25 protein-coding genes are annotated in these 26,516 nt (G+C 56.4%); 12 read left to right on the top strand and 13 right to left on the bottom strand.

All coding sequences use genetic code 11. From position 1 onward, the window contains the following. Window positions 1-168: 168 nt before the first annotated feature. The 3 genes from IEN85_RS13985 to IEN85_RS13975 all read left to right on the top strand — a co-directional run bounded on the left by IEN85_RS13985 (window position 169) and on the right by IEN85_RS13975 (window position 4,061). Window positions 169-1,005 carry an alpha/beta fold hydrolase gene (locus IEN85_RS13985; RefSeq protein WP_191617703.1) on the top strand — a complete coding sequence of 279 codons (837 nt, stop codon included), beginning with the start codon at window positions 169-171 and terminating at the stop codon, window positions 1,003-1,005. Window positions 1,006-1,077: 72 nt separating this feature from the next. After that, window positions 1,078-2,766 carry a GspE/PulE family protein gene (locus tag IEN85_RS13980; RefSeq protein ID WP_191617702.1) on the top strand — a complete coding sequence of 563 codons (1,689 nt, stop codon included), beginning with the start codon at window positions 1,078-1,080 and terminating at the stop codon, window positions 2,764-2,766. Between the two features lie 29 nt (window positions 2,767-2,795). After that, window positions 2,796-4,061, top strand: coding sequence for a type II secretion system F family protein (locus IEN85_RS13975; RefSeq protein ID WP_191617701.1), 1,266 nt, complete (start codon window positions 2,796-2,798; stop codon window positions 4,059-4,061). A 7-nt stretch (window positions 4,062-4,068) separates the two neighbouring features. Here IEN85_RS13975 and IEN85_RS13970 read toward each other — a convergent pair whose 3' ends face one another. After that, entirely contained in the window at window positions 4,069-4,545 is a 477-nt protein-coding gene (locus tag IEN85_RS13970) for a DUF192 domain-containing protein (protein WP_224772625.1), read from the bottom strand. Window positions 4,546-4,804: 259 nt separating this feature from the next. Here IEN85_RS13970 and IEN85_RS13965 point away from each other — a divergent pair, with 259 nt between their 5' ends. Further along, entirely contained in the window at window positions 4,805-5,074 is a 270-nt protein-coding gene (locus tag IEN85_RS13965; RefSeq protein WP_191617699.1) for a hypothetical protein, read from the top strand. Beyond that, window positions 5,067-5,228, top strand: a complete 162-nt coding sequence (locus IEN85_RS13960) for a hypothetical protein (protein ID WP_191617698.1) — start codon at window positions 5,067-5,069, stop codon at window positions 5,226-5,228. The genes IEN85_RS13965 and IEN85_RS13960 overlap by 8 nt, the downstream gene beginning before the upstream one ends. 5 nt (window positions 5,229-5,233) lie before the next feature. Here IEN85_RS13960 and rsmA read toward each other — a convergent pair whose 3' ends face one another. The 7 genes from rsmA to IEN85_RS13925 all read right to left on the bottom strand — a co-directional run bounded on the left by rsmA (window position 5,234) and on the right by IEN85_RS13925 (window position 12,238). Beyond that, window positions 5,234-6,052, bottom strand: a complete 819-nt coding sequence (rsmA, locus tag IEN85_RS13955) for a 16S rRNA (adenine(1518)-N(6)/adenine(1519)-N(6))-dimethyltransferase RsmA (RefSeq protein WP_191617697.1) — start codon at window positions 6,050-6,052, stop codon at window positions 5,234-5,236. Between the two features lie 36 nt (window positions 6,053-6,088). After that, window positions 6,089-6,883: an indole-3-glycerol phosphate synthase TrpC gene (locus IEN85_RS13950; protein WP_191617696.1), complete on the bottom strand. Its 795-nt coding sequence runs from the start codon at window positions 6,881-6,883 to the stop codon at window positions 6,089-6,091. Between the two features lie 82 nt (window positions 6,884-6,965). Next, window positions 6,966-8,357, bottom strand: a complete 1,392-nt coding sequence (gene cls / locus IEN85_RS13945) for a cardiolipin synthase (protein ID WP_191617695.1) — start codon at window positions 8,355-8,357, stop codon at window positions 6,966-6,968. 15 nt (window positions 8,358-8,372) lie between these two features. Further along, window positions 8,373-8,852: a methylated-DNA--[protein]-cysteine S-methyltransferase gene (locus IEN85_RS13940; RefSeq protein ID WP_191617694.1), complete on the bottom strand. Its 480-nt coding sequence runs from the start codon at window positions 8,850-8,852 to the stop codon at window positions 8,373-8,375. Between the two features lie 55 nt (window positions 8,853-8,907). After that, window positions 8,908-10,314, bottom strand: coding sequence for a sugar transferase (locus IEN85_RS13935; RefSeq protein ID WP_191617693.1), 1,407 nt, complete (start codon window positions 10,312-10,314; stop codon window positions 8,908-8,910). Between the two features lie 299 nt (window positions 10,315-10,613). Then, complete coding sequence (locus IEN85_RS13930; protein ID WP_191617692.1) at window positions 10,614-11,282, bottom strand: hypothetical protein; 669 nt, start codon at window positions 11,280-11,282, stop codon at window positions 10,614-10,616. Between the two features lie 134 nt (window positions 11,283-11,416). Next, window positions 11,417-12,238, bottom strand: coding sequence for an ExeA family protein (locus tag IEN85_RS13925; RefSeq protein ID WP_191617691.1), 822 nt, complete (start codon window positions 12,236-12,238; stop codon window positions 11,417-11,419). Window positions 12,239-12,328: 90 nt separating this feature from the next. On the opposite strand from IEN85_RS13925, the gene IEN85_RS13920 reads away from it, so the two are divergent. Beyond that, on the top strand, window positions 12,329-12,610 hold the full coding sequence (locus tag IEN85_RS13920) for an FtsB family cell division protein (protein ID WP_191617690.1): 282 nt from the start codon (window positions 12,329-12,331) through the stop codon (window positions 12,608-12,610). A 97-nt stretch (window positions 12,611-12,707) separates the two neighbouring features. Further along, on the top strand, window positions 12,708-14,114 hold the full coding sequence (locus IEN85_RS13915; RefSeq protein WP_191617689.1) for a UTP--glucose-1-phosphate uridylyltransferase: 1,407 nt from the start codon (window positions 12,708-12,710) through the stop codon (window positions 14,112-14,114). An 88-nt stretch (window positions 14,115-14,202) separates the two neighbouring features. On the opposite strand, the gene IEN85_RS13910 is transcribed toward IEN85_RS13915, so the two are convergent. Next, a complete protein-coding gene (locus IEN85_RS13910; RefSeq protein ID WP_224772624.1) occupies window positions 14,203-15,393 on the bottom strand; it encodes a fumarylacetoacetate hydrolase family protein in 1,191 nt (396 codons plus the stop codon). Between the two features lie 272 nt (window positions 15,394-15,665). On the opposite strand from IEN85_RS13910, the gene IEN85_RS13905 reads away from it, so the two are divergent. Further along, window positions 15,666-17,807: a response regulator gene (locus tag IEN85_RS13905; protein WP_191617687.1), complete on the top strand. Its 2,142-nt coding sequence runs from the start codon at window positions 15,666-15,668 to the stop codon at window positions 17,805-17,807. A gap of 126 nt (window positions 17,808-17,933) precedes the next feature. On the opposite strand, the gene IEN85_RS13900 is transcribed toward IEN85_RS13905, so the two are convergent. From IEN85_RS13900 to IEN85_RS13885, 4 genes are all read right to left on the bottom strand, one after another. Next, the gene (locus IEN85_RS13900; RefSeq protein ID WP_191617686.1) at window positions 17,934-19,223 is read right to left on the bottom strand and encodes a dihydrolipoamide acetyltransferase family protein; all 1,290 of its coding nucleotides are present in this window, start codon (window positions 19,221-19,223) and stop codon (window positions 17,934-17,936) included. A 40-nt stretch (window positions 19,224-19,263) separates the two neighbouring features. Continuing rightward, on the bottom strand, window positions 19,264-20,238 hold the full coding sequence (locus tag IEN85_RS13895) for an alpha-ketoacid dehydrogenase subunit beta (protein ID WP_191617685.1): 975 nt from the start codon (window positions 20,236-20,238) through the stop codon (window positions 19,264-19,266). A gap of 24 nt (window positions 20,239-20,262) precedes the next feature. Then, window positions 20,263-21,372 (bottom strand): pyruvate dehydrogenase (acetyl-transferring) E1 component subunit alpha, encoded by a 1,110-nt coding sequence (gene pdhA / locus IEN85_RS13890; protein WP_191617684.1) that lies wholly within the window; start codon window positions 21,370-21,372, stop codon window positions 20,263-20,265. 131 nt (window positions 21,373-21,503) lie between these two features. Beyond that, window positions 21,504-22,028 carry an NUDIX hydrolase gene (locus IEN85_RS13885; protein WP_191617683.1) on the bottom strand — a complete coding sequence of 175 codons (525 nt, stop codon included), beginning with the start codon at window positions 22,026-22,028 and terminating at the stop codon, window positions 21,504-21,506. Between the two features lie 124 nt (window positions 22,029-22,152). Between IEN85_RS13885 and IEN85_RS13880 the strand changes: the two genes are divergently transcribed. The 4 genes from IEN85_RS13880 to IEN85_RS13865 all read left to right on the top strand — a co-directional run bounded on the left by IEN85_RS13880 (window position 22,153) and on the right by IEN85_RS13865 (window position 26,486). Next, window positions 22,153-22,737 (top strand): hypothetical protein, encoded by a 585-nt coding sequence (locus IEN85_RS13880; protein ID WP_191617682.1) that lies wholly within the window; start codon window positions 22,153-22,155, stop codon window positions 22,735-22,737. A gap of 130 nt (window positions 22,738-22,867) precedes the next feature. Further along, a complete protein-coding gene (gene pilM, locus IEN85_RS13875; RefSeq protein ID WP_191617681.1) occupies window positions 22,868-24,544 on the top strand; it encodes a pilus assembly protein PilM in 1,677 nt (558 codons plus the stop codon). 9 nt (window positions 24,545-24,553) lie between these two features. Beyond that, the gene (locus tag IEN85_RS13870; protein ID WP_191617680.1) at window positions 24,554-25,543 is read left to right on the top strand and encodes an Amuc_1100 family pilus-like protein; all 990 of its coding nucleotides are present in this window, start codon (window positions 24,554-24,556) and stop codon (window positions 25,541-25,543) included. Continuing rightward, window positions 25,536-26,486 carry a hypothetical protein gene (locus IEN85_RS13865; protein WP_191617679.1) on the top strand — a complete coding sequence of 317 codons (951 nt, stop codon included), beginning with the start codon at window positions 25,536-25,538 and terminating at the stop codon, window positions 26,484-26,486. The genes IEN85_RS13870 and IEN85_RS13865 overlap by 8 nt, the downstream gene beginning before the upstream one ends. Window positions 26,487-26,516: the final 30 nt, after the last annotated feature.

Raw genomic sequence — 26,516 nt, 5'->3', positions numbered from 1 at the left:
ATTTGGTATTTTATTTTCGTTTTGTGAAGTCAAAAGGGCGGTGTGCAGTGGGAACAACGTTTGTGCAGCGTTTGCGAATGTCTGTTTTTTGTCGTCGAATGAGTTTGCGATTCGTTGTGTGGTGTGATGGCAGTCCGCGTTTTTACTCTTGGGAAATCACTTGGGTGCATGCTGTTCCTGCTGGCGGGAAGCTTCGCCGTTTCGATGGTGTTTTCTGGCTGTATGTCCTTGCGGATGCCGGAGGAGGAAATTCGGGAGCTTTTCGCGGAGCGTGGGCAAGCGGCCCCAGTCTATTTCGAACATCAGGATGAGCAGGGCAGCGTTTTTCTGGCACGTGCGGGCGGGGGCCCGACCTTAGTTTTCGTGCACGGCTCGCCTGGGAGTTGGGACAACTTTGCGCACCTGCTGTCCGACGAGGAATTGAGCTCGCAGTTCACCGTGGTATCAGTGGATCGGCCGGGCTTTGGCGAAACGCGACCGAATGGATCGGAGCCCTCGATATCTATGCAGGCTAAGCGGATTCGCGACGCGGTGGTGGCATCCGGCGTGGCCTTGCCGGCTATCTGGGTGGGACATTCTCTGGGCGGACCCGTGGTGGCGGAGCTGGCGGTCGACTATCCGGAATCGGTCGCGGGGATGATTCTGGTAGCTCCGTCGATGGACCCAGATTTGGAGGAGCGAAAGTGGTTCAACTGGGTAGGCAAGTTTCCTCTTGTTCGCTGGGGACTCTCGCGCGAGTGGCGGAACAGCAACGACGAAATTTGGCCGCTTCGGGGCGAGCTGCAGGAGTTGAAGCCAAAGTTGGCGAGGGTGCAGGTTCCGACTATCGTCCTGCAGGGAGATCAGGACGAGCTGGTGCCCAAGGAAAACGCGGACTACGTGGAGCGCGTCATGCCTGCTGGCGTAGTTGAATTGCGGATATTGGAAGGGGTGAACCACTTTATTCCGTGGACCCGCCCGGGAGAGATCAAGCGGGCCGTGATGGATTTGAGAGGGAAGTTATGAGGTAAGCGCCCTAAGAATGTCGCTGGACATGCGGGGACAAGCAGGGATAGATTTTCTGGACTTCGTTCCTCTATGTACGACTCACACAACCAGGCGGTTTACGACCTCTGCCAAATCCACGGTTTGCTGGACCGCGCGACCTTGGACGAATTGCTCGCAAAAGTCGCGGATGGGAAGGGGTCGTTGGCCACTTTGGTGGTCGAGGATGCGAAGCTGAATCGTTCTGTGTTTTTGGATACGGTAGCGAGCTATTTGGGAATTCGCCGTCTGAAGGATGCTCCTTACGACATTGCGCCGGAGTTGATTTCGATGCTGGAGCCGTCGCTCGCTCGCATGCACGGGGTGGTGCCGATCGAAAGCACCGAGCGTCAGCTCACTATCGTGACGACGGACCCCTTCAATACGAGCGTGGTCGACGATGTTGCGTTTGCGGTCAATCGCGATGTGCGGCTGCTTTTGCTCGATCCGCAGGTGGTGGATGAATTGCTGGATGTCTACTACCGGCCCAAGAATGTCGACTACACGGGGATTCTCGAGGAGCTGGATCTAAGCGACGTTTCGGACGAGGACGACATTAGTCCTGACGACTTGTTGGGAATGGCGGGGGAAACGCCGATCATTCGCTTTGTGAATCTCGTCCTAGCTCAGGCCATCAAAGACAAGGCTTCGGACATCCATTTCGAGCCCTTCGAAAAGGAGTTCAAGATTCGCTATAGAATCGATGGAGCTCTCTACGAGATGTCGCCGCCGCCGCGCGAACTCGCTGTCCCGATCATCTCTCGCGTGAAGGTCTTGGGCGACTTGAATATCGCGGAACGTCGCGTGCCGCAGGACGGGAAGGTGCGGCTCGTCGTGACTGGTAGGCATGTGGATTTGCGCGTATCCACTTTGCCGACACAGTTTGGCGAAAGCGTGGTGTTGCGTGTCCTGGACCAGGGGGCGACGCAGCTTGAACTCGATTCTTTGGGGATGCCGGAGGATGTGCTCGTGGCGGTGGAGAAGTCGATCGCCCGGCCTAACGGGATTTTCATTTCTACAGGCCCGACAGGATCGGGCAAGACGACGACTTTGTACAGCTGCTTGAAACGGTTGAACCAGGTAGAGTCGAAGTTGATGACGGCAGAGGATCCGATTGAGTACGAAATCGACGGTATCATGCAGGTGGGCGTGAACCCGCACATCGGCTTGACCTTCGCCAGCACGCTCAAGTCCTTCCTGCGGCAAGATCCTGACATCATCATGGTGGGCGAAATCCGTGATTTGGATACGGCTCAGATCGCGATCCAAGCTTCGCTGACGGGGCACTTGGTTCTCAGCACCTTACACACCAACGACGCGGCGGGCGCAGTGACCCGTTTGATGGACATGGGAGTCGAGCCGTTTCTGATTTCCTCGTCGTTGGAGGCAGTGCTAGCCCAGCGACTCCTGCGCAAGATTTGCCCTAATTGCCGTCGTTCGTATCTACCGGATGCGACCCTGCTGCAGCAGTTGAATCTGGATGCGGCAATCATCCAGCAAAAGGAGTTTTTCCAGGGAAGCGGGTGTGTGGCCTGCGCCAACACGGGGTATACGGGCCGGCAAGGCATTTTCGAGATGCTGTCGGTGTCGGAATCGGTGCGGGAGCTAATCAGCGAGGGGCGTCCTGCTGCGGCTATCCGGGAGCAGGCGTTGAACGAGGGAATGCGAACGCTGCGGGAAGATGGCCTACGCAACATTTTCACCGGTGTCACCTCGGTGGAAGAAGTGATACGTTACTCCTGATCGCTCCTTAACAGCGGTTCGCAATTGTTATGTCGAAATTCAGGTTCATCGCTATAGACTCGGAAGGGAAGGAGCGCAAAGGGATTGTGGAAGGCGCCTCTCGTCAACAGGCGGTGAAGCAAATCCGCAGCTACGGTCTGACGCCTGCGCGCGTTACTGTGGTGAAGCCTGCGGGCGCGAACGACACCTCGGCCACGGCGACCGGACAGAAGTCGGCTAAGGCTGCCAAAAAGCCGATGTACATCGGTTCGGCGGTGAAAAAGAAGGCCTTGGCTGAATTTACGCGAAAGTTGGCAACCCTGCTCCAAGCGGGTCTGACGCTCGTGCGGTCCTTGGAGGTCTTGAAGGATCAGGAAAAGAATGTCGTCTTTCGATGGATACAGAACTCCTTGATCGAGAGTATCCAATCCGGCAGTACTTTTTCCGATGCATTGGCGGGCTTTCCCAAGGAGTTTGACTTTCTCTACGTAAACATGGCCCGTGCTGGAGAGGCGAGCGGCATGCTGGAAGTTTCGCTGGCGAGGTTGGCGACCTACTTGGAAAAGACGGAGCGGATGAAAGCCAGATTAGCCTCGGCCATGACCTATCCGACGGTGGTGATGGTGATTTCCTTCGTCATCGTGATGTTTCTGCTAATCTTCGTGGTGCCGAAGTTCGAACAGATTTTCATCGAGGAAATCGGGGAGGATAAGATGCCGCTGCTCACAGTTTATGTGCTGATGGTGAGCAAGTTTATCGTGGGATACTGGTATGCCATTTTTGGAGGCTTGTTTGGTCTCTACCTTTTCAAGCGCCTGTTTGGAGCGACGAGTGTCGGGCGCAGCCTTTACGATTGGCTGAAACTAAAGAGCATCGGAATCGGGGAACTTTACACAAAGGTATACGTGATCCGCTTTTCGAGGACCTTGGGTACCTTGATCGAAAGCAGCGTACCAATTCTCGACGCGCTTCGCATTACGCGAGACGCTTGCGGAAACAAGCATGTGATCAGCGCGGTGGAGACTGTCCGAAACCGAGTGAAGGATGGCGAGGGCATCGCCTCGACCTTGGTGGGCACCAAGATTTTTCCGACGATGGTGACTTCCATGGTCGAAGTAGGGGAGGAAACGGGCGACTTGCCTGAGATGCTTGGGCAAATCGCGGACATCTACGACGAGGAAGTCGACAACTCGATCTCCAGCCTCACTGCCATGGTGCAACCGTTGATGATCGTGTTTCTGGCGATTGCCGTGGTGCTGATCGTGTTGGCTCTCTTCCTGCCGTTCCTCTCGATCATGCAAAGTTTCAACGGTTAGGCTGCGGCTACCGATTCGCAATCGCTTTGCGGACGGCCTCGAGGTCCAATTGGGCCCCAGGGCGGATTTTATTGTCGCTGTACCAACTATGGCGCGTTTCCAGCGCGTAAAGCATGTCATCGCGGATGGACTTGCGGGCGAGCGTGTCTTGAGGGTACATCGGATAGACCTCGCGCAGTACGCCGTCGGCGGTGAAGAAGCCGATATCGATGGGGAAGTCCACGTTCTTCATCCAGTAGGACATGCGTTGCGGCTCCTTGTAGACGAAGAGCATCCCGTGATCGTCGGCGATTCCCTCGCGTCCCATCAATCCTTTGCGTTGCTCGCTGGAAGTGATGGCGAACTCCATGGTCAGGGTTTTATCGCCCAAAGAGATTTTTACAGGCGCTGCAGAAGTGGAACTATTCTCCTCGGTACAGCCCGCGAGAAGGGAAAGGGCAGCGAACGCGACGCCGGCGAGAATCTTGAAAGGAGCGGTCTTCATGGCTGCTGCGAAGTCTTTGCTTTCCTTGCTCAGGAGCAAGCGAGAATCCGGCGTAGCCTGCCTGTCGCTCTGACAAAAAATTGCCAGGCCGTCGAGGGGGACGACCTGGCTGGGTGGTGTGTGGGTGGGAAATTCTAAACTGTGAGCTACGCTATCCAGCGTGACTCGCTTTTTCAAGCGCCTTTTATTTTTCGGAAATTTCGAGGGGTTCTTAGGTGTAGGACAGGAGATGTCTTATACCTATTGGTAGAGTACGTGCATGAACTCAATCAATCGACTCGAAGAAACGTGGACCCCGAAGTGGGACCTTGGGCTGCAGGACGAATTCGGATTCACTCTGGAGGAGAGTGTGGAAGTTGCGTCCAAGCATTTAACGGAACGCCCTAACGCTTGGGCGATGGCCTCGCGAGAGGTTTTGAATCGGCAAAGCCCCTCCGAGGGCGTTGCGACTAACGCAGGTACGACGAACCGTGAGCAGTTGGTGCGTTTCCTTGAAGCCCTCAGCGTGGAGATCTCTGGAAATGAGTAGTCAGGATCGTAGCATTCTCTCGATCGACAGCCGCAGTCAGAATATGATGCGTCGATTGCTTGTCATTCCTCAGTGGATACGGGAGCGACGTCAACGTCGCATGCTGCTCGGAGCGAGCGGCTGTCTAGTGAAGGCAACGGACTGGGTTTCGTGAAGCTTCTAGCTTTTTTCCAGCGAGATCCACTGCTGGGTATCGATTTGCTCGGGACGCGCGGAGGGGTCGATGCCCGCAGATGCTAGGCTTTCTAACCAACGCGTTGCTGTATCCGATTTTGCCTTACGCAAAAGGGAGGAGATTTGCTTGCGGCGTTGTTGGAAGATTTCTCGGATGAGCTGAGTGCTTTCTGGCTTGAAGCGAAAGGGGGCAGTTTTACGTCGCAGGTGCATGAGGGTGGAGCCGACGTCGGGCTTAGGATAGAAGCAGGAGCCGGACACGTCGTGGCCGGGGAGTACGTCGAAGGCTGCATGAAGGAAGATGCTGATGGCGCCGAATTGTTTGGTACCGGCCTTGGCTGCGTAGCGTTGAGCGGCCTCCTTTTGCAGCATGAGCGTCATGACGCTGGGGAGGCGGTTTTCGAGCACGGCAGCCATCCAGGGAGTGGAGATCGCGTAGGGGAGGTTGGCCACGATTTTGTAGTCCTGCAGGTCCTCGGGAAGGTCGCCCAGCGGGTAGTCGAGGGCATCGCCTTTGACGAGATGGAGGCGTGGTTCTTCCGTAGCGATAGATTCGACATGGGTACCGAGCACAGGGTCTTTTTCGACGGCGTGTACGATGGCGCCTGCGTCGAGCAGCGCTCGGGTGAGGGTGCCGAGTCCGGGGCCTATTTCTACCACATGGTCGCCAGCTGCTACCTCCGCGAGCTCCAGGGACTTGCGGACGATGTTACCGTCTATGAGAAAGTTTTGCCCCAATTGTTTTTTAGGGCGGTGCCCGAGTTGTTCGAGCAGGTCGCGAGTCTGTGAGGGCGAGAGCGGCAAAGGGTGAAAGGGAAAAGTGTGGGCCTTGAAGCTGGTTTAGGCGTTGTGGAAGTCGGCCATGAGTTGAGCGGTGTCCGGGGCTTTCATCAGCGCTTCGCCCACGAGTATGGCCTTGGCTCCGCAGGCCCGAACGCGGGCTGCGTCTTCCTTGTTCCAGATTCCTGATTCGGAGACGGCGACGACGTGTTCGGGGAATTGAGGAATGAGACGCTCGGAAAAGGCGAGGTCGGTCGTGAACTTGGCGAGGTCGCGATTGTTGACGCCGATGATCTTGGCGTCTTGGGCGACGGCTCTCTCGAGTTCGTGCTCGCTGTGAATTTCGTAGAGGGAATCCAGTCCAGCCAGATCGGCTGCCTTGCGGAGGGCGGTCATTTGCTGGTCTGTGAGGGCGCGTACGATGATGAGAATGGCGGAGGCTCCGGCTTGAGCGGCCTCGAGAACTTGGACCGGGTGGATCATGAAGTCCTTGCGGAGGCAGGGGATGCCGTTTTTCTGGGCTTTGAATTTCTCGGTGACGGAAGACAAGTCGTTCAGTTCGCCTCCGAAGTACTTGTTGTCGGTAAGAATGGACAGGCAGTCGCCGCCGGCGGCTAGGTAGGTGTCGGCCTGCTCGATCGATGGGCCGAGGTCCTTTATTTGGCCGGCGGAGGGGGATCTGCGTTTGATCTCGGAAATGACGGCGAGCCGAGGCGGGGCCTTGAGGGCTTGCAGGAAGGATCCTCGGATGGGGGCTTCCTGAGCGAAAGCTGCGAGTTCGTGATCGGCCACGGGGCGAATGCGTTCCGCGATTTCCTGGGCCTTCCAGTTCATGATCTCTGTGAGTTTATCCATCGTTACTTACCTTTCGGAAGGTGCGAAGGTGTGAGCTTGTTGTGGGATGGCGAACGTTTTTTTTGCCGCGTTGCTCGCTCGTTCAGAGCAGGGGAGCGATCAAGCGGCTGAGGTCTTCCACGAGGCCTTTGAGGTAGCGTTGTCGCTTGAGGTCCCGGGGCTGCAGTTCCACGCAGCGAGAGGAGACGTCGCTGATCCATTTGCTTACTTCCTGGATGTCGGGCTTCGAATAGAAAAAGGCAGCCACCTCGAAATTTACGAAAAGGCTGCGTAGGTCCATGTTTGCAGATCCGGTCATGGCCAGCTTCTGGTCGATGAGCATGGCTTTCCCGTGCATCATTTCGCGTTGGTACGCGAGCACCTTGACGCCGGCGGCCTGTAGTTCCTCTAGAAAGTGTCGCCGAGCGAGGTCGGTAATGCGGTGGTTCGAGCGTTGGGGGACGATGATGGTGACATCTCTACCGGTACGGGCTTTGACGCTGAGGCTGCGTTGCAGGACTTCGTCAGGAATGAAATAGGGGGTTACTATGGTAATCGAGCGCTCGGCGTCCTGGATGCTGGCGAGCACTTTTTCGTAGAGAGGATCGTCTGGGGTGTCGGGGCCGCTTGACATTATTTCGATGGTAGACCGGCCGCCTTCAACTGGTTTGACCGCCGTTTGGGTAACCGCCTTGTATCCACGTTTGCGTGACGCGAACGCCCAGTCTTCTTCGAAGATTGTATTCAGGGCGGAAACGGCGGGACCGGCGATTTGTACCCCAAAATCGGTCCAACGGCTTTTCGACGGGTTGGGGCCCATGTATTCGCGTCCGATATTGCGTCCGCCGATGATGGCGGTGTCTTTGTCGAATATCGCGATTTTGCGGTGGTTGCGCAAGTTGGTGGCCCCAGGGAACGCAATGGGGAAAACAGGCATGAAACGTTCGATTTTCCCTCCTGCTTTCTCGAGCTCCAGCATGTAGAAAGTCTTTTTGCCGAAGGAGCCAATGGCATCGAGCAGGAGTCGGACCCTGACGCCCTCTTTGGCTCTCCTGGAAAGTTCTTTGACGACGCGTCGGCCGACGGCGTCGTGGCTGAGTATGAAGGTCGTGATATCTATGGACTCCTTGGCGTTTTGTATGGACTCGATCAATACGTCGTAGGCGTCGGAAGCGTCAGGCAGGAATCGCGTTTTGTTTCCGTGTCCGAGCAAGCCAAAGGGAGAGTCTTCGATGTAATCCTGGGTGTGGTCCTCCGTATGGAGGCGAAGGGAACGCTTATCGTTCGTGAGTTTCTTGATTTTTCTGCCTCCGATGAGCAGAAAGAGGGGAACTCCGATGTAGGGAGCTAGAATGATGACGAGTAGCCATGCGAAGGTGTTGCTGGGGCGACGTTTTTCTCGCATGAGGCGAGCGATCAGGATTACCCCAAGACCGAGACCTAGGATGGCTCCCAGGTGTGGGAGGATGCTTTCGATAAGGAGGTTGGGGGCCATAGCGGAAACAGTAAATCAACCGAGTGGGAGGGCGATGCCTTCGTGTTCGAGCATCCACTGTTTTCGCCACAATCCGCAACCAAATCCAACCAAGGTGTTGCCGGATCCGATGACGCGGTGGCAGGGTACGATCACAGGGATTGGATTGCGATTGTTGGCTCCGCCAACTGCTCGCGAAGCGTTAGGTTGCCCGATCTCTCGAGCGATTTGTCCGTAAGATTTGGTTACGCCGAAAGGTATCGCGGAAAGGCGCTGCCAAACTCGCTTTTGGAATGCGGTTCCCTCCGGCGCGAGTTGAACCTCGAATTTCGTGAGCTGTCCGGCGAAGTAAGCTGAGAGTTGCTCGATCGCTTGTTCGAGGTGCGGATTGGCGCAGCGTCCCGATGAAAGGGATTGTGGCTCGTCTTCGTCCAGGAAGGCGATGCTGCAAAGGCCTGCTTCGCAAGCGAGCAGGCGGCAGGATCCGATCGGCGTATCTAGGGGGGCTTCCTCCAAGGTGGGGCGATATTCGCCCTGATTGTATCAAGGCGCAACCCAATCTATTGCTATCCTAGTAGGCGCTCTTAGGCGGGAATATGACGGCCTTGGCGGTCCGGAGCATGATCTTGAGGTCGAGCCAGAAGGACCAAGTGTTGATATAGGTAATATCGTAGGCGATACGCTTGGTGAGATGCTCGGGTTCATTAATTTCTCCACGCAGTCCGAGCGACTGGGCCAGCCCGGTGATGCCTGGCTTCACGAAGTGGCGTGTGTAGTAGACCTGAAGCTTCTCCGAGAACTCGCGGTCGTGGTCGATGAGGTGCGGACGAGGTCCGGACACGCTCATTTCTCCCAGCAGCACGTTTATGAACTGAGGGAGTTCGTCCAAGCTGGTTTTGCGTAGGAAGGCTCCGAAGGCGTAGATGCGGGAGTCGCCCTTGGTCGCTTGCTTGGCCACATTCTTAGCGTTGGCCTCCGAGATATGCATGGTGCGGTACTTTATGATGTGGAAAGTACGCTTGGTCATGCCGGTTCGCGGCTGGGCGTAAAATATGGGACCGGGAGATTGTTTGCGCTGGAAGGCCCAAACAAGGAGGGTGAGCGGTGGAAGGACGAAGGCGACGATGGGCAGGGAGACCGCAACATCGAAGCCGCGCTTGATCATTCGATTGATGGGGTTTTCCAACGGCTCGTTTTCGTAGGTGAGGAAGGTATAGTCGCCTTCGTGCTCGACCATGATGCGCTGCTGGAAGTCGGCTTGCCAGTTGTTGTAGATGCGCACGCGGCAGCCGGCTTTCTGTGCGAGGGCCATGGCGCGCTTCGCGCCCTCGGGGGACAGGGCCTTGTCGATGATGACGACCTGCGAAATTTGGTGCGCTTCGATGTTGCGGCTGAGGTCGTCGAGGGTACCGAGACAGGGGATGGGCTGCTCTTTGGTAGGGGGACAGTCTTGCTCCCCGGTGTATCCGACGATTTCAATGCCGTAGCTAGCCTTGTCGGCAATCCAGGCCTCTAGGCTGGCAAGGGATTCGGTCGAGCCAACGATGAGAGTGGGGATCACCTGCGTCTTGAAGCTGAGACGGCAGAGGTGCTTGGGTAGAATCTTGTTCATAGCGAACAAGACCGCGAAGGAAGAAGCGAAGTAGGTGCTGAGGAAGAGGCGGCTGATGTCGGTGTCCTTCAGGGCGAAAACGACTGCCAGCTGCAGGAGCATGATGCGGATGACCTGCTGGAAGGTGAGTCGGAAGGTCTTGTACCAGCCGAGGTTCACGAAGTGCTCAGAGTAGCTCTTGAGCAGGCGAAGGTTCACGAAGGAGCCGATCGCCACGCCAGCCATGTACAGGTTCAGGTACTCGACCTTCAAACGGTATCCAGAAAGTTCGAAAACGTGGCGAACGACGAGGAAGAGGATGAGGAGGCAAGCTGCTTGCCAGAGGCCGTGCAGATTGAGGATTCCTTCTTGGCGGTTTTTTAGCATCGGATGATCAAGCGTAAAAAAGACGTAATGAGAGTCGCCAAGATTAGGTACAAGCGCAAACGCAAATGTGCCCGCTACCTATGGGAGCATGGGGCGCCTTACTGGTGTCTCATCTTTTGCCTGATTACCGATGTAGTATCAATTGCTCAAGGGGGGGCTGATCCCTCGATCCGAGGGAGTAGAATCGGCTTCGCCCGCCGTAAACTCATGGAATGACGGGGGGGGGAGGGGCCACCTCGGCGCATCGAGCCGGCTCGAATCCGGCTCAAAGCTGCGATGGATCAGCCCGGAGGCGGGACCTAGAGGGCTTTTTCGAAGCGACGACCGCTGGGGTCCCGGAAAACCAAGGTGCTTTCGGTGAAGCCGATGAGTTGTAGACGGTTCTCTATGTCTACGATGTCGCCGATCTTGCGAATCTTTCCGTCGAGGAAGACGCGTGTATCGGTGCCTGCTTTGCGGATTCCTTGCACTGAGAAGGAGTCCACGACTCCTTGCAGGCGAGATATGTCGGACAGGTCGACTTCCGCTTCGGGAGCGACAGTCGTAGCGGGGGAGGGGCTATCTAGGGTGGAGGGCTCTTGCTTCCCGTATTCCGCTTCCCTTTCGATAAGCATCTTTTGCACAGTGGAGAGCTGGTCTTCGGACAGGTTGCCGAGCAGGTTTGCTAATTGGGGCTCTGCGTTAGTATCTTGAGCGGCTGCGGCAGGGCTGGATTGCGAAACGGAAGGAGGCGTGGACAGGCTCGCAGCCACTGGCTTGTCAGCTTCGAGGAAGGCTGAGCCGAAGTAGAAAATCGCCGTTACGGACGCGGCCAGCAGCATTCCCATGCCTGTAAACCCGAACAGGAGTAGCGGCATTTTATTGCTCGAGCCACGGTAGGGCGCACGACCTGCCATGGGCGGAATCGGACCGGACTGGGTCTGGCGTTTCTGTTGCTCGAGCTTGAGGGCTTGGTTTATGAGGCTCATTTCCGTTTGCTGGCTGGTTGGTTACGCGAGCCTTTTGCAAAGGCTAGCTCCAGTAAACAAACGGCTTCGGGGCCTCTTAATTTAGCCTCGGGGCCGGCTTGGCTGGCTAAAATTCGGGGGGCGACGCGGAGGGCCTACTTAAAATCGAGCGTTTTGATCTCCTTTAAGGCCGCCCGCACGTCCTTCCAAGTAACCACTTCGCTGCTTCTAATATAGGAAGAAAGCAGCGACTTGTCGCAGATGTTGTTAACGATTCTGGGGATGCCTCTTGATTTCCAGCTGATCCAGCGCACGGCCCAACTGGTGAAGAAGGGGATGCCTTGGCCGCCGGCCATGGCGATGCGGTGGTGGATGTACTGTTCGACTTGGAGCCGGTTGAGAGGGCGCAGCTCGGTGTGCACGAGGATGCGCTGGCGTAGCTGGCGGAGCCGTTCCTCTGCGAGGATCTCTTTGAACTCCGGTTGTCCCATGAGAATGATCTGCAAGAGCTTTTGCTTGTCTGTCTCGAGGTTGGAAAGGAGGCGAAGCTGCTCTAGCAGTTCGAATGTGAGGTTTTGGGCCTCGTCGATGATGAGTAGGATGTCCTTGCCGGCTTGGATCTTTTCGAGGAGCAAGTCGTTGACTTGTTGCACGAGACCTCCGCGGCTGCGGCTCATGCTGCCGCTGGCTCCGAGCTCTGTCAGGATGGTCTTCAGGAGCTGGGTTTCGGTAATGCGAGGGTTGAGAATCAAGGCGATCTCGTATTTGTCCTCGTCGATCTCGTTGATGAAGTGGCGGCAGAGAGTTGTTTTGCCGCAGCCGACCTCACCCGTCAGGACAATGAAGCCTTTTTTTTCGGCAACACCGTATTTCAAGTGTTGAAGCGCTTCTTGGTGAGTTGGGCTTAGGTACAGAAAGTTAGGATCGGGAGTAATGTTGAACGGCATCTCCCTTAGACCGTAGAAACTTTGGTACATTGGGCCGAAATGTCCGCGAATTGCTGGGGGCTTACAATTATTTTTTTGCAATAATTGGATACCTGTTTCTTCTAGCAGCATCCTTTTCGCATGACCGCTCGCCGATTCACCAACTTGTTTTTTGCTGTCCTCTTCATCGGGGCCGGCATTTTTGCGGCTGCGTTCCTGTATCGAGATTATCAACACTTGGACAATCTGCGTTCGGAGAACACTGTGCTCTCCAAGCGGCACGACGCCCTGGAAGATGAATCTAGCAAGCGGGAAGCTCAGTTGAAGAGCCTGCAAGGCGATCCCGAGTATGTAGAGTCTGTGATACGCACAAAGCTCAACTATGCGAAGGACGGTGAACTGATTTTCCGTTTCGAGCGATAGATTGCGTCTTTTGCCGGTCGTCGCCGGATTGTGAGGAGAAGTTTGTTGCCTTGGACGCGGCTGGCTGAGAGGTATGCAGGCTCATTCGCACTGAACTATGGATAAAAAACAGCTTTTCGAGTCCCGTGGACAAGAACAAGTCTTCCGCTTTTGGGATGGACTGAGTGAGGAGGAGCGAGCGAACTTGGAGTCGCAAGCCGCAGAGATCGATCTCGACGAACTCGACAATCTTGTCGCTACCTTGGTGAAGGGCGACAACGACCATGCTGGAGTTGACTTCAGCGCTCTAGAGCCGGCTCCCTATGTTTCGCTTCCTGAAAATGTGGATACGGATGCGGAGTGGCAGGAGGCCAAGAAGCTTGGCGAGGAAGCCTTGAAAGCTGGCAAGGTGGCGGCCTTCACGGTCGCGGGCGGTCAAGGCACGCGCCTCGGCTACGACGGGCCAAAAGGCACGTATCCAGTAACTCCCGTTAAGAATAAAACGCTTTTTCAAGTCTTCGCGGAGAAAATCCAAGCGGCTCGCGTGCGTTACGCTTGCAAGCTGCCCTGGTTCATCATGACGAGTGACATCAACCACACGGCTACGGTGGCGTTCTTTCAAGAGAATGACAACTTTGGCTTGGACGATGGCTCGGTGGTGTTTTTCCGTCAAGGCCGCATGCCAGCGGTGGATCACGACGGAAAGATCATCCTCGAATCAAAGGGAAGTATCGCCATGAGCCCTGATGGGCACGGCGGCGCTTTGCGGGCCTTGGACCGTAGCGGATCTTTTCAGGCGATGGCGGATGACGGGATCGAAATTCTTAGCTACTTCCAAGTCGACAATCCGCTCGTGCAGCCGGTCGACCCTTACTTCATCGGCTTTCACTTGAAGTCGGGCTCCACGCTTTCCAGCAAGATGCTTCCCAAGGCTTATGAAAAGGAAAAGCTCGGTCACTTTTGCGTTCTGAATGGGGTGAGCCAAGTTGTTGAATACAGCGATATGCCGGACGAGCTTTGCGCAAAGCGTGATCCGGACGGGCAGCTTTCGTTCCGCGCGGGTAGCATCGCGATCCATGTCATCGACGTGAATTTCGCTCGCTCGCTCGTCGCTCCGGGAAGTTCGGTTTCCTTGCCTTTCCACCGAGCTGACAAGAAGATCCCCTTCGTTGACGAATCCGGTGAAGTCCAAAAACCGGATACGCCTAACGGCATCAAGTTTGAGATGTTCGTCTTCGACTCGATTCCATTTGCCAGCAATCCGATCGTAATTGAAACGACACGGCTCAACGATTTCAGCCCGGTGAAGAACGCGGAAGGCGTGGATTCGCCGGAAAGCTGCAAGGCGGATCAGATCAAGCTTTTCCGCGAGTGGTTTGCAGCAGCTGGTATCGAAATTCCCGAAGGATACGACAAGGCCATCGAAGTGTCGGCTCTTTATGCAGATACCAAGGATGCCTTCTTAGAAGCTTGGAAGCGCCAGCCGCAGGAGCTCGATTTCAGCGACGAAATCTACATCGGTTAGCGACTCGCGTATCTCTTGTTTACTGAGGCCGGTTTCAACCGGCCTCTCTTTTTTTTCGTATTAGAATCGAATGCGGTCGTGACTCGGACTAGGGCTGGGTGGATCTCTGCAGGTATTCTATGAGTTGGGTGATGCCAAACTCCCAACGGGGGATCGCGTTGGCGTGGTTGACCCAATTCACGAGGCGACCGAGACGTTCGCTCGCTATGGTTACCTGATCTCCCACATGGTGGGTGAAGCCTTCGCCTGCCTGGTCGCGATCTTCTGTGGGGGCGAACATGGTTCCAAGAAAGAGCATAAATCCATCGGGATACTGATGGTTGTCGCCGATCGCTTGGCTAACGAGCTCCTCCGGACTGCGACTGATCTCTCGCATCTTATTGCTTCCAATCGTGTGAAAGCCGTCCGTTCCGCGGATTTCGAGGGAGACTTCGCAGTTTTCAACGTCTTCCAAGCAGAATTCCTCGTCGAAGAAACGAACGAAGGGACCGATGGCGCAGGATCCGTTTTGGTCCTTGGCCTCGCCGAGCAGCAATGCGCTGCGACCCTCGAAGTCGCGCAGGTTTACGTCGTTGCCTAGGGTAGCTCCCAGAATCTTTCCACGGCTGGATACGGCGAGCACGATTTCGGGTTCAGGATTGTTCCACTTCGACTTTGGATGAATTCCGATCTGCGCACCGTATCCGACCGAAGACATGGGTTGGGCCTTCGTGAAGATTTCTGCGTCTGGTCCGATCCCGACTTCCAGGTATTGCGACCAAATACCTTGCTCTATCAATTTGGCTTTCAGGGCCTCGGTTTCGGGGGATCCTGGCTTTACTTGCGAGAGGTCGTTTCCGAGCGTATCCAAAATGGTCTGACGAACGCGTGTGGCGGCTTGGGGGTCGCCTTTTGCTTTCTCCTCGATGACGCGTTCAAGCAGGCTGCGAATAAAGGTAACGCCGCAGGCCTTGGTGGCGAGAATGTCGTTCGGGGCGAGGATGATGGGCTGCTCCTTTTCTTGACGATTCTCGTCGACCTCGAATCCCATCTGGGATTTTTGAAGCTCTTGCAAGGAGCAGATTTCGGTGCCGATCGCTTCGCGAATTTCGCCGACTGGATCCGAGGCGTTCACCAGAGAGGCGAAGGTCTGGAACCTGTGGCTCAAGTCGTAAACCTTTTGCTCGCGGATGGCCACCACGCGTGGGCCGGCCAGCTTGTTTACGGCTCGGCTTGCGGGGAGCCAGATTCGTCCCGCCCACGTTCCTTCATTCGGGATGATGGGGGAATTTTCGTGCACAGCAGAGGTTGGGGAGTGGACTGCTCGCGAAGTGGTCGACATATCTTTTAAGAAGGGGAGAGTGAGACTAGGACTGAGGAGTAAAGAAGAAGGGAAGGGCATGCGAGGAGGCGAGTCAATCCGCCCACCTTTTCACGGGCGCTCTTCCTATGGATTGCTGCGTCTGTCTAGGTGAGGTACTAGGTATGTCTACTTATGCACGTAGTTCAGCTTGCGCCATCGCGTCACTCTTGATGGTCTCCGATTTTACATTCCTCTATCCAATCCCCTGAATGCCATTATCATCGATTACCAGTTTGGTAGTTGAGTCTGATCCTCAAAGAGCGGAGCAAGTACTCGAATCGCTCAAGAAGTCCGATCGCCACGACTTCTTGTGCTATCATGCCGAGTCCCTTCGCGACGCGAAACGGACCCTGATGAATGTCAGGGTTGATTTAGTCATTTCAAAGGGGATTTTAGATGGGATTTCCCATGTTGACGTACTGGCCCGATATCGAAAAAGCGAATACGAGCCTCTAGTGCTTTGTTTGTTGGAGGACGAGGAGAAGTCAGTGATTCTGGATACGTCTGCGTCGGCGGCGGATGACTACCTTTTCTACAAGGACCTAAACCAGGATCGTCTACTGGAAGCGGTGAATCATGCCTTCGAGAGGAGGGAGCTGCTGAGCGAGTTGAAGACGGTTCAGCAAAACACTGCGTCCGAGGGTAAGGGCATTTTCCGGGGGCTATTGCATTGTTTGGACGTCGCACTTTTCCTAGTCTCGAGGCCGGAGGGCGAGCTCTTGTTCATCAACAAAGTCGCGGAAACCTGGTTTGCCAAGGGCGCGGGTGACATCGTGCGGGGGCTTTTCGACTACGCGGTTTTAGAGGCGGACTCTGTCGAATTGGAAATTCAAACTGAAAGTGCGGCGGTGCCGAATGCTGAGTTGCGATCGGTGGCGGTGGAATGGAAAGGCCGTGATTGCTCTTTGATCACGCTGCGGAACATCTCCAAGCGCAAGCGCGCGGAAGAGGCCTACAAGGCGAGTCAGCGTCGGTTGGATCTCACTTTGAAGGCTTCCAACATAGGGCTTTGGTCTTGGGACCTGCGCAAGAACCAGTTGCATTTTAGTGACCGGTGGAAAGGGCAGTTGGGCTATTCGAGCAGCGAATTCCCCAACACCTTGGAGGCGTTCAAGTCGCATCTTTTCGTGGACGACCTCGCTGCCGTTGAAGAAGTGTTCGGGCAAGCTTTGCGTGGCGAGATTTCGGAAGTGGAGCTGAAGTACCGCATGAAGCACAGGGACGGAGGCTACCGTTGGATGATTTGCCGCGCTGAAATTTTCCCGGACGAGTCGGGTAAGCTCTCGAGCCTTTTCGGTTCTCATATCGACATCACCGATCGCAATCACGGTGACGGGAAAGCGGGTCTGGAAAACTCTCTGAGTGAAAAGTTGAGCATTCGCATGGAGCGGATTGCCGCTGAGCTGGAGAAGAACGCCTCGCAGATTCGAGAGAATTTCCGGGGTGACTCTGCCATTGTGGAGCGTATCCGAGAATTGGAGCGCCTATCCTCGAGTTTCGCTTGTCTGAACGAGGTGCTGCAATTGAACGCGAACAAGGGGAACCATGGCATCGAGGCGATAGAGTTGAGCTCCGAAGTTCGCGAGCTCTACGGGTCGATGAGTAGCTTATTGCCGCCGCGGGTGGAGCTGGAAGTGGACGCTTTGGAAGAGGTGCGTTTGTTCGGCCTTTCCACACGCGCGTTGAGTTTCGCTCTCACGGAGGCTCTGGTTTGTGTTGCCGACAGGGTTACGACTGACTTCAAGAGTCGCATCTACCTTTCGATCGAGCGAGGAAACAGCGCCAGCGGCAGCCACTGTCCGGTATTGCGCTACAGCTATACGGGCAAGCCGGTGGGGAGTGCGGAGTTGCTGGCGCTTTCCAAGACGCCAAACGTTAGCGTGAGCTCTGGCGTGGCGGGAGTTCACTCCGAGCTGGTATTGGTTTTTGATAGCGACTTGCCTCGTTCGCCCACGCGCAACGCCAGCAAGTCGAGGCCTTTGGCTTTGTTGGCCGAAGACGAAGGTGTATTGAGACTTGCGATACGCACCATGCTCGAATCGCTTGGCTACGAGGTCGAGGTTACGGAAGATGGAGCCGCCGCTATCGATGCGTTTGCCCGTCGCAAGTCAGAGTTCGACCTTGCTCTGGTGGACTTGCAAATGCCGGAGGTCGATGGCCACGGTGTTGTCGCCTCGATTCGAGCTTCGGCGGAAGAGCTGCCGATCATACGCATGAGCGGTGATTCCAACGACGAGATCAGTGGCTTGATCGAAGACGAGGGCGATTGCGGGTGCTTTTTGTCGAAGCCGTTTGGGATTTCGGACTTGAAGCTGGCGATAGAGGGCTTGAACCAGCGGGTTGGCGTTTGAGCTTTGGCGCGTGTTGATGCTGCAGGAGCGGACCCGGCGCCCTGCTTCGTTTTTGTTGGCCACGAAAAAGCCCCACGCGCAGGAGCGTGAGGCTTGTTTTTGAAACTGGAAATTAGTTTGCCGTTCCTAGATGAGGGAGAGGGCAGGCGTCTCGAGCAAGGTCTTGAGGGCTTGCAGGTACTGGGCGCCTACGGCTCCGTCCACTGCTCGGTGGTCGCAGCTGACGCCGATGGTCATGATCTGGCCAGGAACGATTTCGCCGGCTTCGTTGACGATCGGCTTGTTCTCGGTGGCGCCGACGGAGAGGATGCCAGCGTTGGGCGTGTTGATGATGCCGTAGAAGCTGGAGATCCCGAACATGCCGAGGTTGGTCACCGTGAAGGTGCTGTCCGACATTTCGGCTGGGCTGAGCTTCTTATTGCGTGCCTTGCCGATGAGTTCCTTGGCTTCGAGGGCGATCTGCTTGAGCGTCTTGCTCTCCGCGTTGCGGATAACGGGCGTGAGCAGGCCGTCTTCGATGGCTACGCCGAAAGCGAGGTGTACCGCGCCGTTTTGGCGAATGGTGTCGCCTTGCCACGAGCGATTCATGGTGGGAACGCGGCGCAGGGCTTCAGCGGAGGCCTTGAGGATGAAGTCGTTTACCGTGAGCTTGATGCCGCCGCCGTGTTCGGCGGGAACGTTGGCGAGGTCGGCGTTGATCTTGGCGCGAGTGGCGAGCAGGTTGGCTGCGTTGACTTCGATCTGCAGGTAGAAGTGTGGCGCGTTGACCTTGGATTCGACCAGGCGCTTGGCGATAACGCCGCGCATGCTGGAGACGGGGAGGTCTGCGTCTTCCGCGATAGCGAGACCAGGAAGCGTTACCGATGGCTTGGACTTCGAATCGCTCTTGGCTGGCTTTGACGAACCGCCGGACTTCTTGGCGTCGAGCACGTCTTGCTTGACGATGCGTCCGTTGGGGCCGGTGCCTTTGATTGAGGAGAGATCGACGCCCTCGGATTTGGCCAATTTCTTGGCTAGGGGAGAGGCTTTGATGCGGGAATCGTCGCTGGATGAAGCTTCGCTCTTCGCGTCGTCCGACTTTTCGCTTTTGTCTTCGGCCTTGGCTTCTTCTTTTTCGTCCTTGTCGTCGCTTGACTTCGATTTGGCTTTGGGAGCGTCGGGGACTTCGACTTCTTCGCCCTCCTCGCCGATGGCGGCGATAGGGGCTCCGATGGCGACTTGTTCGCCGGCTTTCGCGATTTGTTTAAGCAAGATGCCGTCCTCGAAGGCTTCCAACTCCATGGTCGCCTTGTCGGTTTCGATTTCCGCGATCACGTCGCCGGACTCGATGGCGTCGCCTTCGTTTTTGAGCCAGTTGGCGACGGTTCCGACAGTCATGGTGTCGGAGAGCTTCGGCATGTCTATGAATGTTGCCATATGTCTAGATTTGTTGGTGTGAGATTAGAGGCAAATTGGATTACATGATAGCGAGAACCTTCTCGACGACGTTGGACGCCTTGGGAAGTTGCTCTGGCTCGAGAGCCGGGCTGTACATGGCGGGAGCGTCGATCGTAGACACGCGCTGGATCGGAGCGTCGAGGTAGTCGAAGGCCTTGTTCTGGATGGTGTAGGCGATTTGGGCGTCTACGCCGCAGAAGGGGCGATTTTCTTCTACGAGCACGGCACGGTTGGTCTTCTTGACCGACTCTATGATGGTGTCTTCGTCGAGCGGGCGGATTGAGCGCAAGTCGACGACTTCGGCGTCGATGTCATGCTCTTCCTTGAGGACTTGAGCGGCGGTCATAGCGACGGAAACGGAGGGACCGTGGCAAACGATGGTGACGTCCTTGCCTTCGCGCTTGATGTCGGCCTTGCCGAGCGGGATGACGTATTCTTCCTCAGGCACTTCGCCGGTGGTTCCGTAGAGGAGGGTGGATTCCATGACGTAGACGGGGTCGTTGTCGCGGATGGCCGCCTTCATGAGGCCCTTGGCGTCGTAAGGAGTCGCTGGGCAAACCACCTTGAGGCCAGGCATGTTGGCGATGAGGTTTTCTGGAGTGTGGGAGTGGGTGGCTCCCACGTTGGTGCCGCCGTTAGCGGGACCGCGGATGACGATGGGCACGTTGATGAGTCCGCCGGACATGTAGCGTACGCAGCCGGCGTTGTTGATCATCTGGTCCCAAGCCACGTAGGCGAAGCTCCAGAACATGAGTTCCATGACGGGGCGAACGCCCAGCATGGAAGCGCCGATGCCCATGCCGATGAAGCCGGCTTCGGAGATGGGTGCGTCGACGATGCGCTTAGGTCCGTAGCGCTCGAGGAGGCCTTCGGTGACCTTGTAGGCGCCGTTGTATTGGGCCACTTCTTCGCCGATGATGACGACGTTTTCGTCGCGCTCGATTTCTTCGGCGAGCGCGTCCTTGATTGCCTGTCTGTAGGAGATCTCTGGCATTTTAAATCGTGTCCTGTGTAAAAATTAGTCGTTGAAGAAGAGGCGGCCTTGGGAGGTGCGCTGCTCTGGATTGTCCGCTTCCCAGTAGACGTCCTCGGTGATGGACTCCACGGTCGGAAATTCGCTTTCGTCCGCGAACTGGGCAGCGACTTCTGCTTCTTCCTTCGCCTCGGCGTCGATCTCCTTCATTTCGTCCTCGCTCATGATCTTGGCGTCGAGGAGGTAGAGACGGTAGACGTTGAGCGGGTCGTGGTTCTTACGGTAGTCGTCGATCTCTTCCTTGGTGCGGTACTTCTTGGCGTTCGCGTCGGCGACGGAGTGGCCTTGGTAGCGGTAAGTGTGGATCTCGAGGATGGTGGGCTTGGACTCCTCGTGGGCCCGCTTGATGGCGCGTCCTACGCCGTCGCGGATGGCGAAGAGGGATTCGCCGTTGATGTTTTCCCAAGCCATGTTGTAGCCCTCGGCGCGGGCGGCGAGGCCTTCCTTGGGGTGGGAGGAGGAGCGCTCCTGGGAGGTGCCCATGGAGTAGCCGTTGTTCTCGATGATGAAGATGGCGGGCAGGTCCCAGAGGGCTGCGAGGTTGTAGGCTTCGTGCACGGCGCCTTGGTTGATGGCTCCGTCGCCCATGAAGGCCATGGCCGAGCCTTTTTGCTCCTTGTACTTTACGCCGTAGGCGAGACCAACTCCCAGCGGGATTTGTCCCCCCACGATGCCGTGGCCGCCCCAGTAGTTCTTGTCCGGAGCGAAGAAGTGCATGGAACCGCCCTTGCCCTTGGAGCAACCGGTGGCCTTGCCGAGCAGCTCGGCCATGCACTCGTTCATGTTCATGCCGACCGCGAGGGCGTGCCCGTGGTTGCGGTAGGCGGTGATCATGTGGTCGTGCTCGCCCATGAGGGAGGCGCAGGCGACGGCGATAGACTCTTGACCGATGTAGAGGTGGAGGAAGCCGCCGATCTTACCTTGTTGGTAGACGCGGAGGGAACGTTCCTCAAAGCGGCGGATGCGTACCATGTCGCGGTAGTATCCAATGAGCTCTTCCTTGGAGAGATCTTTGTTGATAGGCAGTTTCGCTTCTTTGGCCAGATTGGATGTTTCTGGCTTTACGCGTTTCTTTGGCGTGGTTTTTGCGCTCACTTTTCTGTCTCGTGTTCTCGGTTTTTGAGAAGGAAATTCTTTGGAAACCGGGGATTCAAGGTGTTGGCCGCTTTGAGACAACAACAAAGCGGTGGATTGCAGCGGGATAATTTTGTCGCAAGTCGTTTCGATTAGTCGTTTTGCGGCTTTGCATGAGTGGATTTCCTCGCTGGCACAAGGCCTTCGATCTCGAAATTAAGGGGCTTGCCGGGCTGGCAGTCCACCTTGAGGGCGACGAAACGGTCGTGGTACTTGTCGTAGATGTCCCACAGTCCCTGCCGGTCGGTTTCGGGGATGGGAAGGCTGTCGATCTCCGCCCGATTGTAGAAGGCGAACTCGCCTTCGTCGATGGCAGCTGGCAGGGCCTCGAGGGGCTTGCTGCACTCGAAGAGGAACATCAGCCAGTGGCCTTTTCCCTCGTAAGCCTTTTCGGCGGCCATGCAAAAGAGGTGCAGGTCTTTGTTTTCCAGCTCGATGCCGGTCTCCTCGCGGGCTTCGCGGATGGCGCATTCGAAGGGGGACTCGCCGAGCGGCATTTCCAGCTTTCCGCCGATAGGGCTCCAAAGTCCGTCATTGGGAGCCTTGGCTCGCTTGAGCATGAGGAAGCGTCCGGCTTGGTCTTTCAGGAAAATGAGTGCGCTGATTTTATACTGCATCTTGAATCTAGGCGGCTGCAGTAGGCGAGAGGGCTGGCTTAGGGGCAAGAGGAATTGCCCTGGAATTGGGATGGATCGGGAGATTCGCTTGCTACCAAGGCAGAATGGAGCGATAGGCTTTGGCATGCTCGAGTCACTTCGTATCCTGCTCGCCTCGCTCGCTCTGCTTGGAGGGACCGCCGCAATCGCCTCTGAGGTGGAGATCGTTCGGGTGGACTTTGACTTGGAGCAGCAGGATGGGGCTCGTGACCCTTGGTACGCAATCTCCGTGGTGCTTTCGGTGGCAGAGGGGGAAAGAGGGGCGGAGGGCAACCCGCGCTTCGCCGATGACATTACCGTGTCGCTCGCCCTTGCGACCGAAGTGAACCGAGGGAGTGGACGGGCCTACGAGTTTTATGCGGCCAAGGCGGACTATCCCTCCTTGGAGGTGGGGCAGCACGTTGCTCGGTTTTACCTGCCTCCGGAAATCGTTAAGCGCGACCGGGTGAGAGGTGAGCCTTTTGCCTACGAGATCGAGCTGCTCTCTCGCGAGGGGTTGAAGTTCGCCTTGGTCTCGCCGAACCTCGAGCGGCCCGGGGCCTTGCAGTCGTTCCGCTCTAAAGTGGCTGCCGGCGCAGCGGGTTCGAGCGAATTGCGCCTGCAGCATCAGACGCCTTTCGCTTGGCTCTACCCCAGAAACACGCCTAACCCCCGTCTAGGAAGCCAGTAGGCGATTAAACTGAGGGGATAAGCCTTTGCCTCGATGGGGGACACGTAAGTCCCTAGCTCAGAGAGATTTTAGCTTGTAATGGCTACTTGTTAAAAAAGAATGAACTAACCGTTCATCTGAACCTTCCTTTATGTCCAATCCTCACTTCTTAGCGATCAGCCTAGGGGCAAATTACCTCTGCTCGGTGCATCTTAAGATGAACCCAAGCGGGCGTTGCGAGTTGTTGGACTACCAGATGGACACGGTAGACTTCTCGTCGAACGATCCGATGCTCTGGCTGAAGGCGACTTCATCCCATCTCGATGCGGTGGCCCTGCGTTTTCGGAGCCAGATGCCAGCGGGCTTCTCGATTCCCGGTCATGTGGCGCTTTGCAAGTACTTGAAAATTCCGCATGTTCCGCGCGGGAAGCGACCGAAGATCGTAGCCTTCGAAGCCAAGCAGAATATTCCCTATCCGATCGAGGAGGTCACTTGGGAGTTTGCGGTGATCGAGGAGGACGGCTTGGACTTCGACACGGTGATCGGAGCTTCGCGTACTGAAATTGTGGAGACGATCGCCCGCTACAGTCGTGATTCCGAAATCGATCTCAGAGGCATCGAGCCCTCGACGACTTCTTTGGTCAACGTCTTTCGCTACAACCACGCGGACATCAAGGATGGAGCCTTGATAGTGTCCATCGGAGCGAAATCCACGGATCTTGTTTTCGTTGACGGAAAGCGTTACCACTCCCGCAACTTGCCTTTCGCCGGCCAGTCTATTAGCTCCGAGATGGCGGAAACGCTGGGGGTTGCGGTCAGTGAAGCGGAGCGTATCAAGATTTCCGCGACGCGGGAAGAGGCTTTGGCTCGGGAGGAGTATAGGGCCTTTGAAGACGCGAAGCGAAATTTCGAGGCGAGACTGGGTACGGAAATTCTTCGCACCGCAGCGGTATTGAAGCGGCAAGGTTTCGATTTCGATGCGAAATCCGTTTATCTTACGGGGGGTGGGGCCCTCCTGCCTCAGCTCGACAGCGTCCTGTCGGCCAAGGTGAAGCTGCCGGTCGGATACCTAGATCCGCTTCGTAACTTGACGGTATCCAATGAATCGCTACGCGGTGAACTCGCAAATGCAGCCCCCTTTCTCGCAGACGCGATTGGCATCGGCGTAGGGCGCTTCATGCCGGATGGGGCGACGCTTGACTTGACTCCGAGGAGTCTGGTTTGGCATCGGAAATTTCGCCGCCAGCAACCTTTTTATTTGTTGGCAGGCTTGGTGGCCTGTGGAGCAGTGGGGCTGCCTATCCTGAACACTTCCCTCGAAATTCGGGCCTACGAGCAGGAGCTGCAGAACCTGGAGGCACAAATTCGGCCGCTCAGCCAGATCAACAAGGAGATCTACAGTCGAACTGAACAGATCAAGCGCATCCGGGATGTCATCGAAAAGACCGCCAACGTCACGGCTGCCCGCTCGACTTGGCTCGACATTCTTAACGATCTGCAACGGCGCTTGGCCGAAGTGGAGGACGTTTGGCTGGACGAGTTGCGTCTGGAGAGACCGCAGGCTCCGGTCAGCAGCGGAAAGGGCGTGGCTCGCGTCCAGAAAAGCGACGGTAAGACTCGGGTCCACCTCAGCGGTAGGTTGATCGATGTTTACAATCCCGTTTCCAGCGTAAGCCCGGCTTCCTACGAACGAGTGAAAACGCTCTTGGAAAACTTAAATGGAGCTTCGTTCGTGGCGAGTTTGGAGGACGAGCAATTCGACTACACGGTTCCTGGTGTCCTAGGATTCAAGTTTACCTTGGTGGTAGAGGAAGGAGTGCCGCTCTAGGCTTTTCGCATGGGCTTCTTTCGCAAAAACCCAGTCTTCTACTCGATGCTTTTCGTGCTCCTGGCAGCCTGCTTCACCGGGCTCTGGTACCTTGCGCGCTTGAGTTCGACATTGGGAGAACTGAAGGCGTCCTATGAAACCAAGTCATCGCAGTACGACCGCTACGTCTCCGCAAAGCCCTCACCCACGCGCTCGAACCTCGAGGCGATCGACGCCAATTACGACGAGTTGTACGAAGTCTATGAAAAGGCGCTGGGTATCCTGAAACTCAATACGTTCGACGAGAGGAATTTCTACGGCGAGACGCCAGCGTCTCGCGCGGATTGGTCGTTCGAACTGCATCGCTACAAGGAGAACGCTCGCTACGCGGCCTTGAGCAACTCGATCGTATTGCCGGAAAGCTCTGAGTTTGGAGTAAGGAACTTCTCTGGAGGCGCTCCTCCGGCAGCGGAGATGGAGTCGGTCCACCAGCAAATTGTGATAATGTCATCCTTGTTGGATACCTTGTTCGATTCGGGGATCGCGTCTTTCGAGACGATACAGCGAGGAGTAAAGCCGCAAAAGGGGAAGCCGTCGTCGGCTCTTCGCGCCCCAGACAATCGCCTCTACGGCGAAGGCGACTATTTCGTGGTGGAGCCGGGGCAGAGTTTGGCGGTTCCGGGCACGCTCGACAGCTACTTGTTCAGAGTCGTTTTCCGCGGGCAGTCGGTCGCGTTGCGCACCTTTCTCAACCGTGTTTCCAATTCTCCCTTGCCGTTTGTCGTTCGAGGGGTGGAGGCCGACCTTTCGAGCGAAAGAGGCCAAAAGCAGGGTTTGGAAGCGATTTCCGAGAATCCGTTTTCAGGCCGGGAGTCGAACCCTCGTTCCGTGGCGACCGCTGTACCCATTATCTCTGACAACACCTCTTTGTTCGCAGTCACTATCGAGTTTTTGCAGCTAGCGGTGGAAATCGAAGAACCGCGTATCGCAAGCACGGGGAAGGGAGGCGCTGATGCATAGGTTCAAGCTCACGGAGCTTCTGGACAAACTGGTTTTGCTGGTTGCCATGTTGCTGTTCACCTGGGTGGGCGTTACGGCGATCTTCGAGGTGCGCAAGCTCGACAGCATTGCGGGGCAGAGTCGGCCGCTGCTCTCCGAGCTAAAAGTTAATGCGCCCCTGTACGAGGCTGAGGCGCCTCAGGTTGAGAATGTCGTCTGGAAACCGGCCGAGAATCAGAGTCGCGGCGAGGATTGGGTTTTCGACGTGTTCACGCCGCCAGTCATCTATTATGATCCGAATTCCCGGGAGTTTGCCGTTACGCCTCCCAGTATGCAGCCTGCGGATACGGTAGACAACACTTGGGCTACGTTCGACTTGGAGCTCTTGGAGGTGCGTTTGCGCCCTTACAAGCTGCAGTTGGTTGGCTATGCGGGAGAGCGGGGCAGCTATGTCGCCTATTTCGAGAACACGTCCACTGGAGCGATCGTGCTGCTGCGGGAAGGGCAGGAGGACGCGGAACTGGGTGTCCGATTGACCTCCTTCCAAGAGCAGCAAATCGAAATCTCTAACGAAAACGGTACTCCCATCGTGCAGGACGTGGGCGTGGCTCGCCTTGCCGATTACGCTTCCGGTCAGCAGATGAGTCTCACGAATTTGGAGACGAAAATGTTCTCCGATCTAGAGGCCAAGGTACGTCTCTTGCCGGCTGGCAACATTCGCTACGTTGAGGTGGGAAGCCGCTTGGAGCTGGAGTCAGGAGATTATCTCATCGAAGACTTGTCTGCGCAGCCACAAGAGGCAATGATTACAAAAATTTCAAAAGACGGCGACCGCCGTCTTTCCCGCACCCTAACCCCAGCTCCCGTTTCCGATCTCAAGCCTCGCGGCAGTCGCCAAGAAGCTGCTCCTCCAAGCCCATTCGCAATCAGGCCACGGTCCCCGGGCGAAAAGCCCCAAGGCTGACGATTGCAGAGCGGCTATTTCAAATCCACT

The organism is Pelagicoccus enzymogenes (genome assembly GCF_014803405.1).
GTDB classification, from domain to species: domain Bacteria; phylum Verrucomicrobiota; class Verrucomicrobiia; order Opitutales; family Opitutaceae; genus Pelagicoccus; species Pelagicoccus enzymogenes.
Note: the sequence above shows the minus strand (reverse complement) of the source record. Positions and strands in the feature narration are given on the sequence as shown.

What these genes read in the sequence shown, in the direction of transcription:
- IEN85_RS13925 (WP_191617691.1), bottom strand. Translation starts at nt 12,238, where the DNA reads ATGTACCAAAGTTTCTACGGTCTAAGGGAGATGCCGTTCAACATTACT.
- IEN85_RS13930 (WP_191617692.1), bottom strand. Translation starts at nt 11,282, where the DNA reads ATGAGCCTCATAAACCAAGCCCTCAAGCTCGAGCAACAGAAACGCCAG.
- IEN85_RS13970 (WP_224772625.1), bottom strand. Translation starts at nt 4,545, where the DNA reads ATGAAGACCGCTCCTTTCAAGATTCTCGCCGGCGTCGCGTTCGCTGCC.
- IEN85_RS13915 (WP_191617689.1), top strand. Translation starts at nt 12,708, where the DNA reads ATGGATAAAAAACAGCTTTTCGAGTCCCGTGGACAAGAACAAGTCTTC.
- IEN85_RS13985 (WP_191617703.1), top strand. Translation starts at nt 169, where the DNA reads ATGCTGTTCCTGCTGGCGGGAAGCTTCGCCGTTTCGATGGTGTTTTCT.
- IEN85_RS13895 (WP_191617685.1), bottom strand. Translation starts at nt 20,238, where the DNA reads ATGCCAGAGATCTCCTACAGACAGGCAATCAAGGACGCGCTCGCCGAA.
- IEN85_RS13900 (WP_191617686.1), bottom strand. Translation starts at nt 19,223, where the DNA reads ATGGCAACATTCATAGACATGCCGAAGCTCTCCGACACCATGACTGTC.
- IEN85_RS13935 (WP_191617693.1), bottom strand. Translation starts at nt 10,314, where the DNA reads ATGCTAAAAAACCGCCAAGAAGGAATCCTCAATCTGCACGGCCTCTGG.
- IEN85_RS13870 (WP_191617680.1), top strand. Translation starts at nt 24,554, where the DNA reads ATGGGCTTCTTTCGCAAAAACCCAGTCTTCTACTCGATGCTTTTCGTG.
- pilM (WP_191617681.1), top strand. Translation starts at nt 22,868, where the DNA reads ATGTCCAATCCTCACTTCTTAGCGATCAGCCTAGGGGCAAATTACCTC.
- IEN85_RS13865 (WP_191617679.1), top strand. Translation starts at nt 25,536, where the DNA reads ATGCATAGGTTCAAGCTCACGGAGCTTCTGGACAAACTGGTTTTGCTG.
- IEN85_RS13980 (WP_191617702.1), top strand. Translation starts at nt 1,078, where the DNA reads ATGTACGACTCACACAACCAGGCGGTTTACGACCTCTGCCAAATCCAC.
- IEN85_RS13905 (WP_191617687.1), top strand. Translation starts at nt 15,666, where the DNA reads ATGCCATTATCATCGATTACCAGTTTGGTAGTTGAGTCTGATCCTCAA.
- IEN85_RS13885 (WP_191617683.1), bottom strand. Translation starts at nt 22,028, where the DNA reads ATGCAGTATAAAATCAGCGCACTCATTTTCCTGAAAGACCAAGCCGGA.
- cls (WP_191617695.1), bottom strand. Translation starts at nt 8,357, where the DNA reads ATGGCCCCCAACCTCCTTATCGAAAGCATCCTCCCACACCTGGGAGCC.
- IEN85_RS13950 (WP_191617696.1), bottom strand. Translation starts at nt 6,883, where the DNA reads ATGGATAAACTCACAGAGATCATGAACTGGAAGGCCCAGGAAATCGCG.
- IEN85_RS13880 (WP_191617682.1), top strand. Translation starts at nt 22,153, where the DNA reads ATGCTCGAGTCACTTCGTATCCTGCTCGCCTCGCTCGCTCTGCTTGGA.
- IEN85_RS13975 (WP_191617701.1), top strand. Translation starts at nt 2,796, where the DNA reads ATGTCGAAATTCAGGTTCATCGCTATAGACTCGGAAGGGAAGGAGCGC.
- IEN85_RS13960 (WP_191617698.1), top strand. Translation starts at nt 5,067, where the DNA reads ATGAGTAGTCAGGATCGTAGCATTCTCTCGATCGACAGCCGCAGTCAG.
- IEN85_RS13920 (WP_191617690.1), top strand. Translation starts at nt 12,329, where the DNA reads ATGACCGCTCGCCGATTCACCAACTTGTTTTTTGCTGTCCTCTTCATC.
- IEN85_RS13965 (WP_191617699.1), top strand. Translation starts at nt 4,805, where the DNA reads ATGAACTCAATCAATCGACTCGAAGAAACGTGGACCCCGAAGTGGGAC.